The organism is Bradyrhizobium sp. HKCCYLRH1034 (assembly GCF_051168375.1).
Taxonomy (GTDB): domain Bacteria; phylum Pseudomonadota; class Alphaproteobacteria; order Rhizobiales; family Xanthobacteraceae; genus Bradyrhizobium.
The window spans coordinates 148,448-163,254 of record NZ_JBNPUW010000006.1; the positions used below are offsets into that span (position 1 = coordinate 148,448).

Sequence of the window (14,807 nt, forward strand, 5' to 3'; positions counted from 1 at the left end):
CGCTGCGCTCCCTCCCCCCTTGTGGGCGAGGGTTGGGGAGGGGGGTACTCCGGCGGCAGTTTTTGTGTGGACCCCCACCCCCCACCCCTCCCCGCAAGGGGGAGGGGAGCTTTCTTGGTGCCGCTTGTATCTCGCGACTCTCCGCCGATGAGGAGAGGCTTATGAAGGTGACTCGTGCTCTCTTATGCTGCCAGGCGGATGGTCTATGCGATCCCGATCATCATCGGCGTCGCGCTCGTCTGCTTCATGCTCGTTCACATCACGCCGGGTGATCCGCTCGTTGCGGTGCTGCCGGCCGACGCGTCGCAGGAGCTGGCACAGCAGCTGCGCGTGGCCTATGGCTTCGACAAGCCGCTGCCGGTGCAGTTCGGGCTGTGGTTGTGGCGCGCCGTCAATGGCGATCTCGGCAGCTCGATCGCCACCGGCCGTCCCGTGCTCGCCGAGGTGCTGCGCGCCGTGTCCAACACCGTGACGCTGGCGATCGCCGCCGCCATCATCGGTTTCTCGCTCGGCCTGTTCTTCGGCCTCGTCGCCGGCTATTTCCGCGACAGCTGGATCGACAAGGTGGCGACGTCCATTGCGATCGCCGGCGTATCGCTGCCGCACTACTGGCTCGGCATGGTGCTCGTCATCATCTTCTCGGTCGAGCTGAACTGGCTGCCTGCGGTCGGCGCCGGTCCGTCCGGCTCGGGCGCATGGTCGTGGGACTGGGCCCATATCCGCTTCCTGGTCCTGCCCGCGATCACCACCTCGGTGATTCCGATGGGCATCATCACGCGCACCGTGCGTGCGCTGACCGGCGACATCCTCAGCCAGGATTTCGTCGAGGCGCTGCGCGCGAAGGGCCTGCGCGAAACCCAGGTGTTCCGCCACGTGCTGAAGAATGCCGCGCCGACCGCCCTGGCGGTCATGGGCCTGCAGCTCGGCTACATGCTGGGCGGCTCGATCCTGATCGAGACTGTGTTCTCGTGGCCCGGCTCGGGTCTGCTGTTGAACTCGGCGATCTTCCAGCGCGACCTGCCGCTCTTGCAGGGCACGATCCTGGTGCTGGCGATGTTCTTCGTCATCCTCAATCTCGTGGTCGACATCGCGCAGGCCGCGATCGATCCGCGCATCAAGCGAGGCTAACGATGAGCGTCAGTACCCCCGGCGCCCTCAACGACGCCTCGCTGCAGGCCGCGCCGATCGCGAACGCACGCGGCTATTGGGCGACCGTCGGTCGCCGGATCGTCCGCGACAAGCTCAGCATGGTCTGCGTCGCGATTCTGCTGCTGATCTTTCTCTCCGCGCTGCTCGCGCCCTATCTGCATCTCGCGGATCCCTATCAGGGCTCGATGATTCGGCGCCTGCGCCACATCGGCACGCCGAACTATCCGCTCGGCACCGACGAGCTGGGACGCGACATGCTGGCGCGGCTGATCTATGGCGGCCGGCTGTCGCTGCTGATCGGCATCTCGCCCGTGATCCTCGCCTTCGGCATCGGCACGATGCTCGGCCTCGTCGCCGGCTATGTCGGCGGCTGGGTCAACACCGCGATCATGCGCACCATCGACGTGTTCTACGCCTTCCCCTCGGTGCTTCTGGCGATCGCGATCTCGGGCGCGCTCGGCGCCGGGATCACCAACTCCATCGTGTCGCTGACCATCGTGTTCGTGCCGCAGATCACCCGCGTCGCCGAGAGCGTCACCACGGGTGTGCGCAATCGCGATTTCGTCGAGGCCGCGCGCGCCTCGGGCGCGAACGCGTTCACGATCATGCGCGCGCACATGCTTGGCAACGTGCTCGGACCGATCTTCGTCTATGCGACGGGGCTGATCTCGGTGTCGATGATCCTCGCGGCCGGTCTTTCGTTCCTTGGTCTCGGCACCAAGCCGCCGGAGCCGGAATGGGGCTTGATGCTGAACACCTTGCGTACGGCGATCTACGTCAATCCCTGGGTGGCGGCGCTGCCGGGCGTGATGATCTTCGCTGTCTCCATCTGCTTCAACCTGCTCAGCGACGGCCTGCGTAGCGCGATGGACATCCGGAGCTGAGAGGCATGAATGAAGCATCGGAAGTCACCGGACTGCAGCCGATCGAGGACCTCGGCGGCAAGGCGCAGCCGCTGCTGCGGGTCGATGGCCTGACGAAACACTTCCCGGTCCGTGGCGGCCTGTTCGGCGCGCGCAAGACGGTGCGCGCCGTCGACGACGTCTCGTTCGTCATCGGCAAGGGCGAGACGGTCGGCATCGTCGGCGAGTCCGGCTGCGGCAAGTCCACCACGGCGCGGCTCCTGATGCATCTGATGGACCGCGATGCCGGCGAGATCATCTTCGACGGCCGGCAGGTCGGCCACGAGATGTCGTTGCGCGAGCTCAGGCGCGGCATGCAGATGGTGTTCCAGGACTCCTATGCCTCGCTCAATCCGCGGCTGACGATCGAGGAGTCGATTGCATTCGGGCCGAAGGTGCACGGCATGACCGACACTGCGGCGCGTGCGCTGGCGCGCGAGCTGCTCGGCAAGGTCGGCCTGAGGCCCGAGACCTTCGCCAACCGTTATCCGCACGAGATCTCCGGCGGCCAGCGCCAGCGCGTCAACATCGCCCGTGCACTCGCTTTGTCGCCGCGACTGGTGATCCTCGACGAGGCGGTGTCGGCGCTCGACAAGTCGGTCGAGGCGCAGGTGCTGAACCTGCTGATGGACCTGAAGCGCGAGTTCGGCCTGACCTATCTGTTCATCAGCCACGACCTCAACGTCATCAACTACATTTCCGACCGCGTGCTGGTGATGTATCTCGGCGAGGTCGTCGAGCTCGGTCCGGTCGAGCAGGTCTGGGCCAGGCCGGCGCATCCCTATACACGGGCGCTGCTGGCGGCGATGCCGTCCTCCGATCCCGACAGGCGCACGGAGGAGCCGCCGCTGTCTGGGGATCCACCCAACCCGATCGATCCGCCCGCCGGCTGCCGCTTCCACACCCGCTGTCCATTTGCCGAGGCGCCATGCGCGAATGTCGCGCCAAGATTGACGGAGCTGGATACAATGGGCCATCAGGCCGCCTGCCACATGGCGATCCCAGGCTCGGGACACAGCCGGGCGCCGGCCGCCTGACGGGCAGACACCAGCAGTGAGAAGCGGAATGACCAGACCCACGCCCCAGCAAGTCAGTGCCATCGCGGAGGCCTCCGGCCTGCCGGTCGACAAGGAGGTTGCCACCCGCATCGCCGACTCGATCGGACCGGCCTTCGACAACTTCGCCGCGGTTGCCGGTACACTCCCATTCGACCTGGAGCCGGCGAGCTACGTCCTGGCGCAGACGCTGAAGGTGGGCCGATGAGCACCGAACCTGCCTTGATGACCCTGACCGACGTCGCGAAGGCGATTGCGGACAGGAAGCTCTCTTCGGTCGAGGTGACGCGCTCCTGCCTGCATCGCATCGCGCAGTGGCAGCCGAAGCTGAACGCCTTCATGGCGATCGAATCCGAGCCGGCGCTGAAGGCCGCCGCCGAAGCCGATGCAGCGCTCGCCAAGGACGGCCCCAAGGGCCCGCTGCACGGCGTTCCGCTTGCGCACAAGGACATGTATTACGAGGCCGGCCACATCTCGACCTGCGGCTCGCTGATTCGGCGCGACTTCGTCGCAACGACGACCTCGACCGCGCTGCAGCGGCTGAAGGATGCCGGTTCGATCCGGCTCGGCACCCTGCAGATGGCCGAATTCGCCTATGGCCCGACGGGACACAACGCGCATTACGGTCCGGTGCACAATCCCTGGAAGCTCGGCTACGTCACCGGTGGCTCGTCGTCCGGCTCCGGCTCGGCGGTCGGCGCGCGCCTGACCTTCGCGGCACTCGGCTCCGATACCGGCGGCTCGATCCGCATGCCCGCGAATTTCTGCGGCGTCACCGGCCTGAAGGTGACCTGGGGCCGCGTCAGCCGCGCCGGTGCGATGCCGCTGTCGCAGTCGCTCGACACGGTCGGGCCGCTGGCGCAGACCGCGGAGGATTGTGCGCTGATCCTTGGGCTGATGGCTGGTCCCGATCCCGAGGATCCCACCGCCAGCGCGGCGCCCGTGCCGGACTATGTCGCCGCCACCCAGGCCTCGATCAAGGGTCTCAGGATCGGCGTGCCCAAGGCGTTCTATGTCGACGACCTCGATCCTGAGGTGGCGCGCTGTCTCGATGCGACGATCGCGGTGCTGAAGACCGAGGGCGCCGATGTGGTTCAGGTCGAGCTGCCGGATCAGCGCCAGCTCACCGCAGCCTGCCAGCTCGTGCTAGCGGTCGAGGCGGCCGCCTTCCACAAGCGCTGGATGATCGAGCGTCCGCAGGACTATGGCCCGCAGGTGCTGATGCGGCTGCAGAACGCTCTGGCCGTCTCCGGCGTCGCCTATCTCGAAGCGCTGCGTTGGCGCGGTGCGGCGCTGGCGGCGCATGTCGCGGCAACCTCTGGCGTCGATGCCGTGATCGCGCCGGTGTCGCCGCTGGTGACGCCCTCGATCGCCGAGAGCGATGTCGGCGGCGCGCCGGGTGCGGAAGCTGTGATCCAGCGCATCACCCGCTTCACCCGCCCGGTGAACTATCTCGGCCTGCCGTCGCTGGCGATCCCGACCGGCTTCACGTCGACGGGGCTTCCTGTCGGCATGCAACTGATCGGCCGCTCCTTCGATGAGGCTACGATTCTGACCATCGGCGCCGCCTTCCAGCGCGCGACTGATTTCCACGCCAGGGTGCCGACGCTGCCATGAGGGAGACCTGTGCATACCGTCCGACGGTCTCACCCTCCCCTGGAGGGGGAGGGTCGATTGCGCATCTCATGCGCAATCGGGGTGGGGTGACGGTCTCTCCCCTTGGAAGCAAGTCCATGGAGGGGCTGTCACCCCACCCCGTCTCGCATTCCGCTGCGCTTCATGCGAGCCGACCCTCCCCCTCCAGGGGAGGGTCGCAGCTCACTTCGCAATTGGCCACGGTGTTCCTGACGGCAAGGTGAGATAGCCTCCCCATGACCAACCTCGTCGAGATCGACAATCTCACCATCCGCTTCACCGGCGAGCGTACCGTGCATGCGGTGAACGACGTCAGCCTGTCGCTCGGCGACGGCGAGGTGCTCGGCCTGCTCGGCGAGTCCGGCTCGGGCAAGAGCGTGACCATGCGGGCGCTGATGCGGCTGTTGCCGAACAAGCGGACGCAGATCTCCGGCAGTGTCAAGGTGCTGGGCCGCGACGTGCTGGCGATGAACGACGAGGAGCTGTCGCAGTTTCGCGGCCGCTCCGTGTCGATGATCTTCCAGGAGCCGGGGCTTGCACTCGATCCGGTCTACACCATCGGCCGGCAGATCGCCGAGACCGTCATGCGGCACGAGGGCAAGAGTTTTGCGGAAGCGCAGGCGCGGGCGCTGGAGATGCTCGACGTCGTCAGGATTCCCTCGGCGAAGCGTCGCCTGGAGTCCTATCCGCACGAGATGTCCGGCGGCATGCGCCAGCGCGCGATGATCGCGCTGGCGCTGGCGTGCCGGCCGAAAGTGCTGCTGGCCGACGAGCCGACCACCGCACTCGACGCCACCGTCCAGATCCAGATCCTGCTGCTGCTGCGCGAACTGCAGCGCGAGTTCGGCATGTCCGTCATCTTCGTCACCCACGACATCGGCGTCGCGATCGAGATCTGCGACCGCCTCGCCGTGATGTATGCCGGAGAGATCGTGGAGCAGGGCAGCTTGCGCGAGATCGTGCGCCAACCCATTCACCCCTATGCGCGCGGCCTGCTGGCTTCGACGATCCATGGTGCCAGGCGCGGCGAGCGGCTGCAGACCATTCCCGGTACGCCACCCTCGCTCGACCGGGCGCCGCGGAGCTGCTCGTTCGCACCGCGCTGCGGCCTGGCGCAGCCGCGCTGCTCGGAGGCGATGCCGCCGAACATTGCGCTCGGACCCCAGCGGCTGGCGCGCTGCGTCCTGGCCGAGGCGCCGGCAAGTGTGGCGGCCACGTAACGGTTCGCCCGAAACGCGCTCGTCTCCGGCCGAAACCGTCCATCGCGTGTCGAAGCGTCGCAACGGCCTCGCTAAGGTGCTGCCACGCGTGGGACCGATCGTCCGCGCTGGATGAGGACACGCCATGCACGTATCGAACGAAGGTATCCTGGTCATTCTGTTCGTTGGCCTGGTTGCCGGCTGGCTGGCCGGCAAGATCGTCCGCGGCACCGGCTTCGGGCTGGTCGGCGACATCGTGATCGGCGTGCTCGGCGCCTTGGTCGCAAGCTTGATCTTCCCGCGGCTTGGCGTCCGGATCGGCACCGGCCTCGTGTCGGAAATCGTCTATTCCGCGCTCGGCGCCATCATTCTCCTGCTGGTGGTGCGGCTGGTGCGGACCGGCGGGCGGCTCTAGGGCTTGCGATCCGGCGTGGCTGAACGTTTGCACTGCGCCACGCGACATACCCCAGCACATAGCTAATTTACGCTAAAGTGAGCATCGTTGGACGCTCTCCGCGGGAATCAGTATATTTCGCCTTGTTTGCCGCCAGTTCCGTGCTTTTGATCGGCGGTCACGCAGCTCATTTGATCAATTGAAGAGATGGTGGTGATGGCGGCTGCACCTCACGTGAGGCAATCCGAGCTCAGCGATGCCTTGCGCGGTTGCCGCAGCGCCTTCATCGGCGTTGGGGTGATGAGCTGCATCATCAACCTGCTGTATCTCACCGGCTCGATCTTCATGCTCGAGGTCTACGACCGGGTGCTGCCCAGCCGGTCCGTGCCGACCCTAATCGGCCTGATCATCATCGCCGCGGGGCTTTACGCCGCCCAGGGCGCGCTCGACATGATCCGCAGCCGCATTCTCGGGCGGATCGGCACCGCGCTGGACGAGAGCCTGAACGCGCGGGTGTTCGACACCGTGGTGCGGCTGCCGCTGTCCGCCGGCGGCCGCAACGAGGGCCTGCAGCCGCTGCGCGACCTCGATAACATCAGGAGCTTCCTCGGCAGCCAGGGGCCGGGCGCGTTCTTCGATCTGCCGTGGCTACCGCTGTATCTGGCGATCTGCTTCGCTTTTCACGTGATGCTCGGCGTTACCGCGCTGGCCGGCGCCATCATCCTCGTCGCCCTGACGCTGATCACCGAATTCCTCACCCGCACGCCCGCCAAGGAGGCGATGGGGCTCGCCGCCCGCCGCAACGATCTCGCCACCTCAAGTCGCCGCAACGCCGAGGTCCTGGTCGCGATGGGCATGACCGGGCGCATGCTGTCGCGCTGGAGCGAGACCAACGAAAAATATCTCGCCGGCAACCAGCGCGCCAGCGACGTCGCCGGCGGCCTCGGCGCCATCGCCAAGGTGCTGCGCATGATGCTGCAGTCCACGGTGCTCGCGGTCGGCGCCTATCTCGTGATCCATCAGGAGGCGACCGCGGGCATCATCATCGCCGGCTCGATCCTGAGCGCGCGGGCGCTGGCGCCCGTCGATCTCGCGATCGCACATTGGAAGAGCTTCGTTGCCGCGCGCCAGAGCTGGCGCCGTCTCAGCCATCTGTTGCAGACGATGCCGCAGCGACCGGCGCCGACCCTGCTGCAGCCGCCGGTCGGCAAGCTCTCGGTCGAGGCCATCTCGATCGTCGCGCCGGGGGACCAGAAGGCGATCGTGCAGGACGTGAGCTTCGCGTTGTCGGCCGGCAACGGCCTCGGCATCATCGGTCCGAGCGCGTCGGGCAAGTCGTCGCTGGTGCGGGCGCTGGTCGGTGTGTGGCGTCCGGTGCGCGGCCATGTCCGGCTCGATGGTGCGGCGCTCGACCAATGGTCGACGGACGAGCTCGGCCGTCACATCGGCTATCTGCCGCAGGATGTCGAATTGTTCGCAGGCTCCGTCGCGCAGAACATCTGCCGTTTCGATCCGCAGGCCTCCGCCGACGGCATCATCGCCGCCGCCAAGGAAGCCGGCGTGCACGACATGATCATCAAGATGCGCGACGGCTATGACACAGAGATCGGCGAGCAGGGTGCCGCGCTGTCGGCAGGCCAGGCGCAGCGCGTGGCGCTGGCGCGCGCGCTCTATGGCAATCCGTTCCTGATCGTGCTCGACGAGCCCAACTCCAATCTCGATACCGAAGGCGACGAGGCGCTGTCACGCGCGGTGCGCTCAGCGCGGGCGCGCGGCGCGATCGTGGTCGTCGTCGCGCACCGGCCGATCGGCATCGAGGCGGTCGACCAGGTGCTGGTCATGAAGGACGGCCGTGCCCAGGCGTTCGGTCCGAAGGAGACGGTGCTGGCGCAGGTGCTGCAGCCGCGTGCGCCGTCGCCGATCAAGATCGTCTCGGAAGCCGGAGTGGCAAAGCCATGAGCAGTCAGGTCGTTGCCGGTCCACTTCCTGGCGGCCGCAAGACGGAGAGCGTGCGCGAGTCGATCCGCCGCCACCTGCTGATCGGCATGGGCGTCGTCGTTGCGGTCGCCGGCGGGCTTGGCGGCTGGGCCGCGACGCAGCAGATTTCCGGCGCGTTGATCGCGCCCGGCCAGATCGTGGTCGAATCCAACGTCAAGAAGGTGCAGCATCCGACCGGCGGCGTGGTCGGCGAGCTTCGGGCGCGCGACGGCGACGTCGTCAAGTCCGGCGACATCGTGGTGCGGCTCGACGACACCGTGACCAAGGCAAGTCTCGCCATCGTCACCAAGAACCTCGATGCGCTGCAGGCGCGCGCCGCCCGGCTGGAGGCCGAGCAGCGCGGCTGGGCCAAGATCCTGTTTCCGCCGCAGTTGCTGCAGCGCATGAGCGATCCCGAGGTCAAGAGCCTGACGGCGAGCGAGACCAAGCTGTTCGAGGTCCGCGTCAACGGCCGCATTGGTCAGAAGGCGCAGCTGCGCGAGCGCGTCACCCAGCTGAACGAGGAGATCGAGGGACTCTCCGCGCAGGTCAGCGCCAAGGACCAGGAGATCGCGCTGGTCCAGAAGGAGCTCGACGGCGTGCGCCAGCTCTATGAGCAGCATCTGGTGCAGCTGTCGCGCTTGACCACCTTGGAGCGCGACGCTGCCCGCCTCAACGGCGAGCGCGCGCAATTCATCGCCGCGCGTGCCCAGGCCAAGGGCAAGATCAGCGAGACCGAGCTGCAGATCATCCAGGTCGACAAGGACATGGTCAGCGAGGTGTCCAAGGATCTGCGCGAGACCACCGACAAGATCGGCGAGTTCGTCGAGCGCAAGGTCACCGCCGAGGACCAGCTTCGCCGCGTCGACATCCGCGCGCCGCAGGACGGCATGGTGCTGCAGTCGAGCGTCCATACCGTCGGCGGCGTCATCACCGCCGGCGACACCATCATGCTGATCGTGCCGCAGAGCGACGATCTCCAGGTCGAGGCCAAGGTCAATCCGCAGGACATCGACAAGCTGCAGGTCGGCCAGAAGACGTTGCTGCGGCTGTCCGCCTTCAACCAGCGCACCACGCCGGAGCTGAACGGCGTCGTCAGCCGCGTCTCGCCCGACGTCACCACCGACCAGCGCACCGGCCAGAGCTATTACACCATCCGCGTCTCGATGCCGCCCGAGGAGATCGCAAGGCTCGGCGACGTCAAGCTGATCCCGGGCATGCCGGTCGAGGCATTCGTGCAGACCGGCGACCGCACTGTCATTTCCTACCTGATGAAGCCGCTGCACGACCAGCTGATGCGTGCGTTCCGGGAGAAGTGAGGGGCCCGGCTGCCGTCCCTGCAGAGACGGCGGGCAGCGCTCCAATCTCGCTGTCATCCCCGCGAACGCGGGGATCCATAACCACAGGGAGCAGTCGTGGCGCGAGATGCTCGTGACGTCTCGCGTCGCGCCCCATTTCTGCTGGGGAGTATGGGTCCTGGGTCGGCGCCCGCCGACGCTGCGCGTCATCGGGCTTGCCCGGGACGACAGCGGTTTATTCGTCGAGTTTCTTGAGTAACAGCTCCAGCGCGCTCTTCGCGAACAGCTGCATGTTGGCAAAACGGTCGCTGTGGCCGCTCTCCAGAGTGACGACTGCGGTCGCGGGCCCCGCAACCGCGAAGCACGCATGTCCCGCCGCGTCGCCGTAGCGATTGCCGGCAGGACCCGCGGCACCGGTCTCCGACACTCCCCAATCAGTCGCAAAGCGCGTCCTGATCTGCCGCGCCAGCAGCTCCGCATAAGGCTCCGACGCCGAGCGGATGCCCTTCATCGCCTCGTCCGGAATGTCCATCAGCACGCGGCGGGCGTCGCGCGTATAGACCACGGCGCCGCCGAGGAAATAGGCGGATGCGCCGGGCACCGCGAGCAGCGCCGCCGCGATCAGGCCGCCGGCGGAGGATTCCGCAACGGCAATGGTCTGCTTTTTGGCGGTCAGCCGCGCCGCGACCTTCTCGGCGACAGCGATGAGGTGCTGCATGGCGTTCATCCTTCGGCAGCGTCGACACCCGCCGCTGCCGGCTGCTGTTCATTCCCCACCATCATGCGCCGAAAGCGCGCGCCAAGGAAGGCGCTGCCCCTCGCAGCGATCACGCAATGATCGGCTCGCGCGCCGCGACGGCCTGGCGGCCGCCGCGATAGACGGTCATCGCTGCGATGATACCGAGCACGGCGGCGCACATCAGCCAGTAGCCGGGCGAGGCCTTGTCGCCGGTCTTGTTGATGAGCCAGGTCGAGACCGCCGGCGTCGCGGTGCCGAACAGCCCAGCCGCCAGCGCAAAGGCGATCGAGAAGCAGGTGGTGCGGACATGCGCAGGCACGATCTCGACCAGGCAGCCCAGCATGGTGCCGCTGTAGACGCCGAAATAGAACGAGAACAGCATTTCGACCGCGAGCAGCTTGCCGAAGCTCGGCGCCGCCGCGAGCCAGTGCAAGGCGGGATAGGCGGTGAGGAACGCCAGCGTCGCGATGGTCACAAGCACCGGCTTGCGTCCGATCCGATCCGACACCGCGCCGCCGACCGGATTCCAGAGAAAGTTGGTCACGGCGACCAGCAAAGTGACGAGCAGTGAATCCGCCGCCGACAGCTTCAGCTGCTTGCCGAAGCCGGGACCGTAGACGGTGATGAAGTAGAACGTCGTCGTGGTCAGCACCGCGATCATCATGCCGAGGATCACGATGCGCCAGTTCTCCAGCGCCGAGGCGAATACTTCGCGCGCGGTCGGGTGCTTCTTCATCGCGAGGAAGGCTGGCGTCTCCTCCAGCGTGCGGCGCAGGAAGAAGATCAGCGGAATGATCAGGCAGCCGATGAAGAAGGGAATGCGCCAGCCCCAGGCGGCCACCATGTCCGCCGGCATGGCCTGGTTGAGCACGTAGCCGATGACCGACGCGACGAAGATCGCGACCTGCTGGCTGGACGACTGGAACGAGGTGTAGAGGCCGCGATTGCCGGGCGTGGAGATCTCGGACAGATAGACCGACACGCCGCCGAGCTCGACACCGGCCGAGAAGCCCTGCAACAGCCGGCCGAGCAGCACGATGATCGGGGCCGCGATGCCGATCGTCGCATAGGTCGGGCAGAATGCGATGACGATCGTGCCGATCGCCATGATGCCGAGCGTCACGATCAGGCCCTGGCGCCGGCCGATCTTGTCGACATAGGCGCCGAGCACGATGGCGCCGACCGGTCGCATCAGGGCGCCGAGCCAGAACACGCCATAGGCATTGAGCAGAGATGCAGTCTCGTTCTCCGATGGGAAGAACGCCTTGGCGATGATCGGGGCGTAGAAGCCGAACAGGAAGAAGTCGAACTGCTCGAGGAAATTGCCGCTGGTGGCGCGCAGGATCGCGCCGATGCGCGAATGGATCGTAGCCGGCTGCGGGATTGACGTTGAGGACACGCGGGGAAACTCCTACCGTCGAGAGGCTCGTGCGGAGGATTTCTACGCCGGCCGAGGGGAAAGGTGCGACAATCTGCCACGCCAAGCCCTGGCGGCCAATAGCTTTGCGCTCAAGGTGCCCTAGGCCTGAACAGAATTGGCGGCGGCCGATTTCTGCTGCATTGCACCCTTCAGCCATTGCCGGAACGCCTTCAGCTTCGGCGGATCGGTCCGGCCCTCCGGCGTCACCAGATAGAACCCGGCATCGCTCGGCAGCGTCATCTTGAACGGCACCACCAGCCGGCCCTTGGCGATGTCGTCCTGGACGTAGGCCGTACGCCCGATCGCGACGCCGAGCCCGTCGATCGCGGCCTGAACGGTCATCAGCGACAGGTCGAAGCTCAGCCGACCCTGCCTCGACATCTCCACCGGCAGACCCGCCGCGGTCAGCCATAGCCGCCAGTCGTCGTCATAGCCGCCGCTGACCTGCAGCAGCGTGTGATGTGCGAGGTCCTCCGGACAGCGTAGTGGCTTGTCGCCCTGCAGCAGCGCCGGGCTGCACACCGGAAACAGCTCGTCGGCCATCAGCCACTCCGCCCGCACGCCCGGCCAATGGCCACGGCCATAGCGGATCGCGGCGTCGACGTCGTCCTTGCGAAAATCGACTAGGCCGGTCGACGTCGTGATCCGCACGTCGATGCCGGGATGGGCCTCCTGAAAGGCCGTCAGCCGCGGCAGCAGCCATTTGGCGGCCAGCGAGGCGATGGTGGAAACCGTCAGCACCTTGGCGTTGTCCTTGCGGACCAGCCGTTCCGTTGCCAGCCGGAGATCGTCGAACGCGGCGCGCACCAGCGGGAGATAGTCGCGGGCCTGCGGCGTCAGCGCCAGGCTACGGTTCTGGCGGACGAAGAGGCGCAGCCCGAGCTCGTCCTCCAAGCGCTTGATCTGATGGCTGATTGCGGTCTGCGTCACGTTCAGCTCGGAGGCCGCGCGGGTGAAGCTCAGATGCCGCGCCGCAGCCTCGAACGCCCGCAATCCATTCAGCGACGGCAGTCGGGCCATTCACGGCCTCCCCGGTTCATGACGTTATTTCATCCGAAACGGTAGTAAATGTCGTTTGTGGATGAAGCGCAAGCGCTCGATATTGCAGCCTCAAGGAATTTTCAGGAGGCCTTCATGTCCATCTACGTCTCCTCGTCAATGACGAAACATCATGGCCCGGGGTTCTGGTCCGGCGTCGTGGAGCTGCTCGCCGCCTGGCGCTTCCGCTACCGCACGCGGCACGAGCTGGCGCAATGGTCGGAGCGCGACCTGCACGACCTCGGTCTGTCCCGCAGCGATATCGCCGCCGAGATCGACAAGCCGTTCTGGCGGGGTTGATCCCCCTTACTCATCCCGCCGCGCCGGTGCCGCACCGCAAAGGAGGGCGCCGGCAAGCTTCCCGGTTGGAGCCGCGCATGCCGACGCCCGCCATTGCCGATCTCGCTGCCGGCTCCAACATCATTCACACGCGGCGTGGCGAGGAGGTGCGCCTGCGCTTCGTCACATCTGACGACGCCGAGGCGCTGCAGAGCTATGTCCGGTCCTTGAGCCAACGCTCGCGCCACAAGCGTTTCCTCGGCGCACTCAACGAGCTGCCAAAGGCGGTGCTCGAGGATTTCGTCGCGCTCGGCCGCAACGACCGCTACAGCCTGATCGCGACGATGGACCATGAAGGTGTCGAAGCCATCGTGGCCGAGGCGCGCTACGCATTCGATCGCGGCGTCGGTCGTGTCGAGTTTGGCCTGTCGGTCCATGACCGCTGGCAAGGCCACGGCATCGGTCCGGCGCTCATCGCGAATCTGGAAGGACGCGCGCTCGCGTTGGGTGGCGTGATCCTGTCCGGCGATGCGCTGCGTACCAACGACGTGATGATTGCAGTGGCCCGCAAGGCCGGTTTCACGATCAAGCCGCATGCGGACGATTGGACCCTGGTGCGGTTCGAGAAGGGTCTAACCGGAGTGGTGGCTCATTCAGTGGGGCCAGATTTGCGCGTGGTCGGTCGCGCGCCGCAAGTCGCCACGTCCGAGATCAAATGACGTCATGCCTGCGAAGGCGGGGCATCCCGTACGCCGCGGCCTCACCGTGTCACCAGCTGTCGGTTGCGTGTACTGGATCGCCCGGTCGAGCCGGGCGATCACAGTTGCTATGAGGCGACCACCGATCCGCGTCATTGCGAGCGCAAGCGAAGCAATCCAGAGTCCTTGCTCCGCCCTGGATTCTTCGCTTCGCTCGCAATGACGGTGATCGTGGTGCGTCTTTGCCCACGTCATACGGAACATCAACTTCTCAAAACGTCTCCACCCACGGCCGCAGCTCCATCTCCCAGCTCCAGGCACTCCGTGGCTGCTGCAGCACGCTCCAATAACTTGCGGCGATGGCATCCGGATCGAGCATCGAATTCGGGCGCTCCGCGGCTTCCTGACGCTCTGCGCTCTTGATCGCGCCGTCGATGACGAAATGCGCGACGTGGATGCCCTGCGGCGACAGTTCGCGCGCCATGCTCTGGGCGAGGCCGCGCAGCGCGAACTTGCCCATCGCGAACGGCGCCGACTGGGCGTAGCCCTTCACGCTGGCGGAGGCGCCGGTGAACAGGATGGCGCCGTGCTTGTTCGGCAGCATGCGCTGTGCCGCCTGCTGCGCCACCAGGAAGCCGCCGAAGGCGCTGACGGCAATCGACTGCTGCACGTCGGCCGGCACGAGATCGGTGAGCGCTCCGCGCGCCCGCGCGCTGGCATTGTAGACCACGAGATCAGGCGCGCCGATCTCACGCTCGACGATGCCGAACAGCCGCTCGACTTCCTCCGGATTGGTCGCATCGCAGGGGTAGGCGCGGGCGCCGGTTTCGTTGCAGAGCGCGCCGAGCTTCTCGATCTTGCGGGCGGCAAGCGCCACGCGGATCTTCTCGCGCGCGAACAGCCTCGCCAACGAGGCCGAGAGCCCCTCGCCGGCACCGACGATGAGGGCGATCTTGTAGGCAGGGATGTCCATGGGCATGTCCTTGGGCCAAAGCGTCCGCAGACATCAAGCTAGTGCACCGGC

The 14,807-nt window shown here is 66.6% G+C and carries 15 protein-coding genes; 11 read left to right on the forward strand and 4 right to left on the reverse strand.

All coding sequences use genetic code 11. The annotated features are described in order from the left end of the window. Positions 1-174 precede the first annotated feature (174 nt). From ACQR0W_RS16120 to ACQR0W_RS16160, 9 genes are all read left to right on the forward strand, one after another. Positions 175-1,128 (forward strand): ABC transporter permease, encoded by a 954-nt coding sequence (locus tag ACQR0W_RS16120; RefSeq protein ID WP_315713711.1) that lies wholly within the window; start codon positions 175-177, stop codon positions 1,126-1,128. 2 nt (positions 1,129-1,130) lie between these two features. Next, complete coding sequence (locus tag ACQR0W_RS16125; RefSeq protein ID WP_315713712.1) at positions 1,131-2,033, forward strand: ABC transporter permease; 903 nt, start codon at positions 1,131-1,133, stop codon at positions 2,031-2,033. A 5-nt stretch (positions 2,034-2,038) separates the two neighbouring features. Further along, complete coding sequence (locus ACQR0W_RS16130; RefSeq protein ID WP_315713713.1) at positions 2,039-3,088, forward strand: ABC transporter ATP-binding protein; 1,050 nt, start codon at positions 2,039-2,041, stop codon at positions 3,086-3,088. Between the two features lie 28 nt (positions 3,089-3,116). Next, positions 3,117-3,314, forward strand: a complete 198-nt coding sequence (locus ACQR0W_RS16135; RefSeq protein ID WP_009026147.1) for a hypothetical protein — start codon at positions 3,117-3,119, stop codon at positions 3,312-3,314. Continuing rightward, positions 3,311-4,723: an amidase gene (locus ACQR0W_RS16140; protein ID WP_315713714.1), complete on the forward strand. Its 1,413-nt coding sequence runs from the start codon at positions 3,311-3,313 to the stop codon at positions 4,721-4,723. Before ACQR0W_RS16135 ends, ACQR0W_RS16140 begins: the two co-directional genes overlap by 4 nt. A gap of 254 nt (positions 4,724-4,977) precedes the next feature. Next, positions 4,978-5,961 carry an ABC transporter ATP-binding protein gene (locus ACQR0W_RS16145; protein WP_316169568.1) on the forward strand — a complete coding sequence of 328 codons (984 nt, stop codon included), beginning with the start codon at positions 4,978-4,980 and terminating at the stop codon, positions 5,959-5,961. A gap of 124 nt (positions 5,962-6,085) precedes the next feature. Continuing rightward, positions 6,086-6,355, forward strand: a complete 270-nt coding sequence (locus ACQR0W_RS16150; protein ID WP_315713716.1) for a GlsB/YeaQ/YmgE family stress response membrane protein — start codon at positions 6,086-6,088, stop codon at positions 6,353-6,355. A 195-nt stretch (positions 6,356-6,550) separates the two neighbouring features. Then, positions 6,551-8,293, forward strand: a complete 1,743-nt coding sequence (locus ACQR0W_RS16155) for a type I secretion system permease/ATPase (RefSeq protein WP_316169567.1) — start codon at positions 6,551-6,553, stop codon at positions 8,291-8,293. Continuing rightward, complete coding sequence (locus ACQR0W_RS16160) at positions 8,290-9,630, forward strand: HlyD family type I secretion periplasmic adaptor subunit (RefSeq protein WP_315713718.1); 1,341 nt, start codon at positions 8,290-8,292, stop codon at positions 9,628-9,630. The genes ACQR0W_RS16155 and ACQR0W_RS16160 overlap by 4 nt, the downstream gene beginning before the upstream one ends. 214 nt (positions 9,631-9,844) lie before the next feature. On the opposite strand, the gene ACQR0W_RS16165 is transcribed toward ACQR0W_RS16160, so the two are convergent. The 3 genes from ACQR0W_RS16165 to ACQR0W_RS16175 all read right to left on the reverse strand — a co-directional run bounded on the left by ACQR0W_RS16165 (position 9,845) and on the right by ACQR0W_RS16175 (position 12,788). After that, positions 9,845-10,327, reverse strand: a complete 483-nt coding sequence (locus tag ACQR0W_RS16165; RefSeq protein ID WP_316169566.1) for a CinA family protein — start codon at positions 10,325-10,327, stop codon at positions 9,845-9,847. Positions 10,328-10,436: 109 nt separating this feature from the next. Beyond that, the gene (locus ACQR0W_RS16170; RefSeq protein ID WP_316169565.1) at positions 10,437-11,747 is read right to left on the reverse strand and encodes an MFS transporter; all 1,311 of its coding nucleotides are present in this window, start codon (positions 11,745-11,747) and stop codon (positions 10,437-10,439) included. A 120-nt stretch (positions 11,748-11,867) separates the two neighbouring features. Next, positions 11,868-12,788: a transcriptional regulator GcvA gene (locus ACQR0W_RS16175; protein WP_315713721.1), complete on the reverse strand. Its 921-nt coding sequence runs from the start codon at positions 12,786-12,788 to the stop codon at positions 11,868-11,870. 114 nt (positions 12,789-12,902) lie between these two features. Between ACQR0W_RS16175 and ACQR0W_RS16180 the strand changes: the two genes are divergently transcribed. Beyond that, positions 12,903-13,106, forward strand: a complete 204-nt coding sequence (locus ACQR0W_RS16180; protein WP_315713722.1) for a DUF1127 domain-containing protein — start codon at positions 12,903-12,905, stop codon at positions 13,104-13,106. A 77-nt stretch (positions 13,107-13,183) separates the two neighbouring features. After that, positions 13,184-13,804, forward strand: a complete 621-nt coding sequence (locus tag ACQR0W_RS16185; RefSeq protein WP_316169564.1) for a GNAT family N-acetyltransferase — start codon at positions 13,184-13,186, stop codon at positions 13,802-13,804. Between the two features lie 250 nt (positions 13,805-14,054). Here ACQR0W_RS16185 and ACQR0W_RS16190 read toward each other — a convergent pair whose 3' ends face one another. Further along, positions 14,055-14,756 carry an SDR family NAD(P)-dependent oxidoreductase gene (locus tag ACQR0W_RS16190; protein WP_315713724.1) on the reverse strand — a complete coding sequence of 234 codons (702 nt, stop codon included), beginning with the start codon at positions 14,754-14,756 and terminating at the stop codon, positions 14,055-14,057. Positions 14,757-14,807 lie beyond the last annotated feature (51 nt).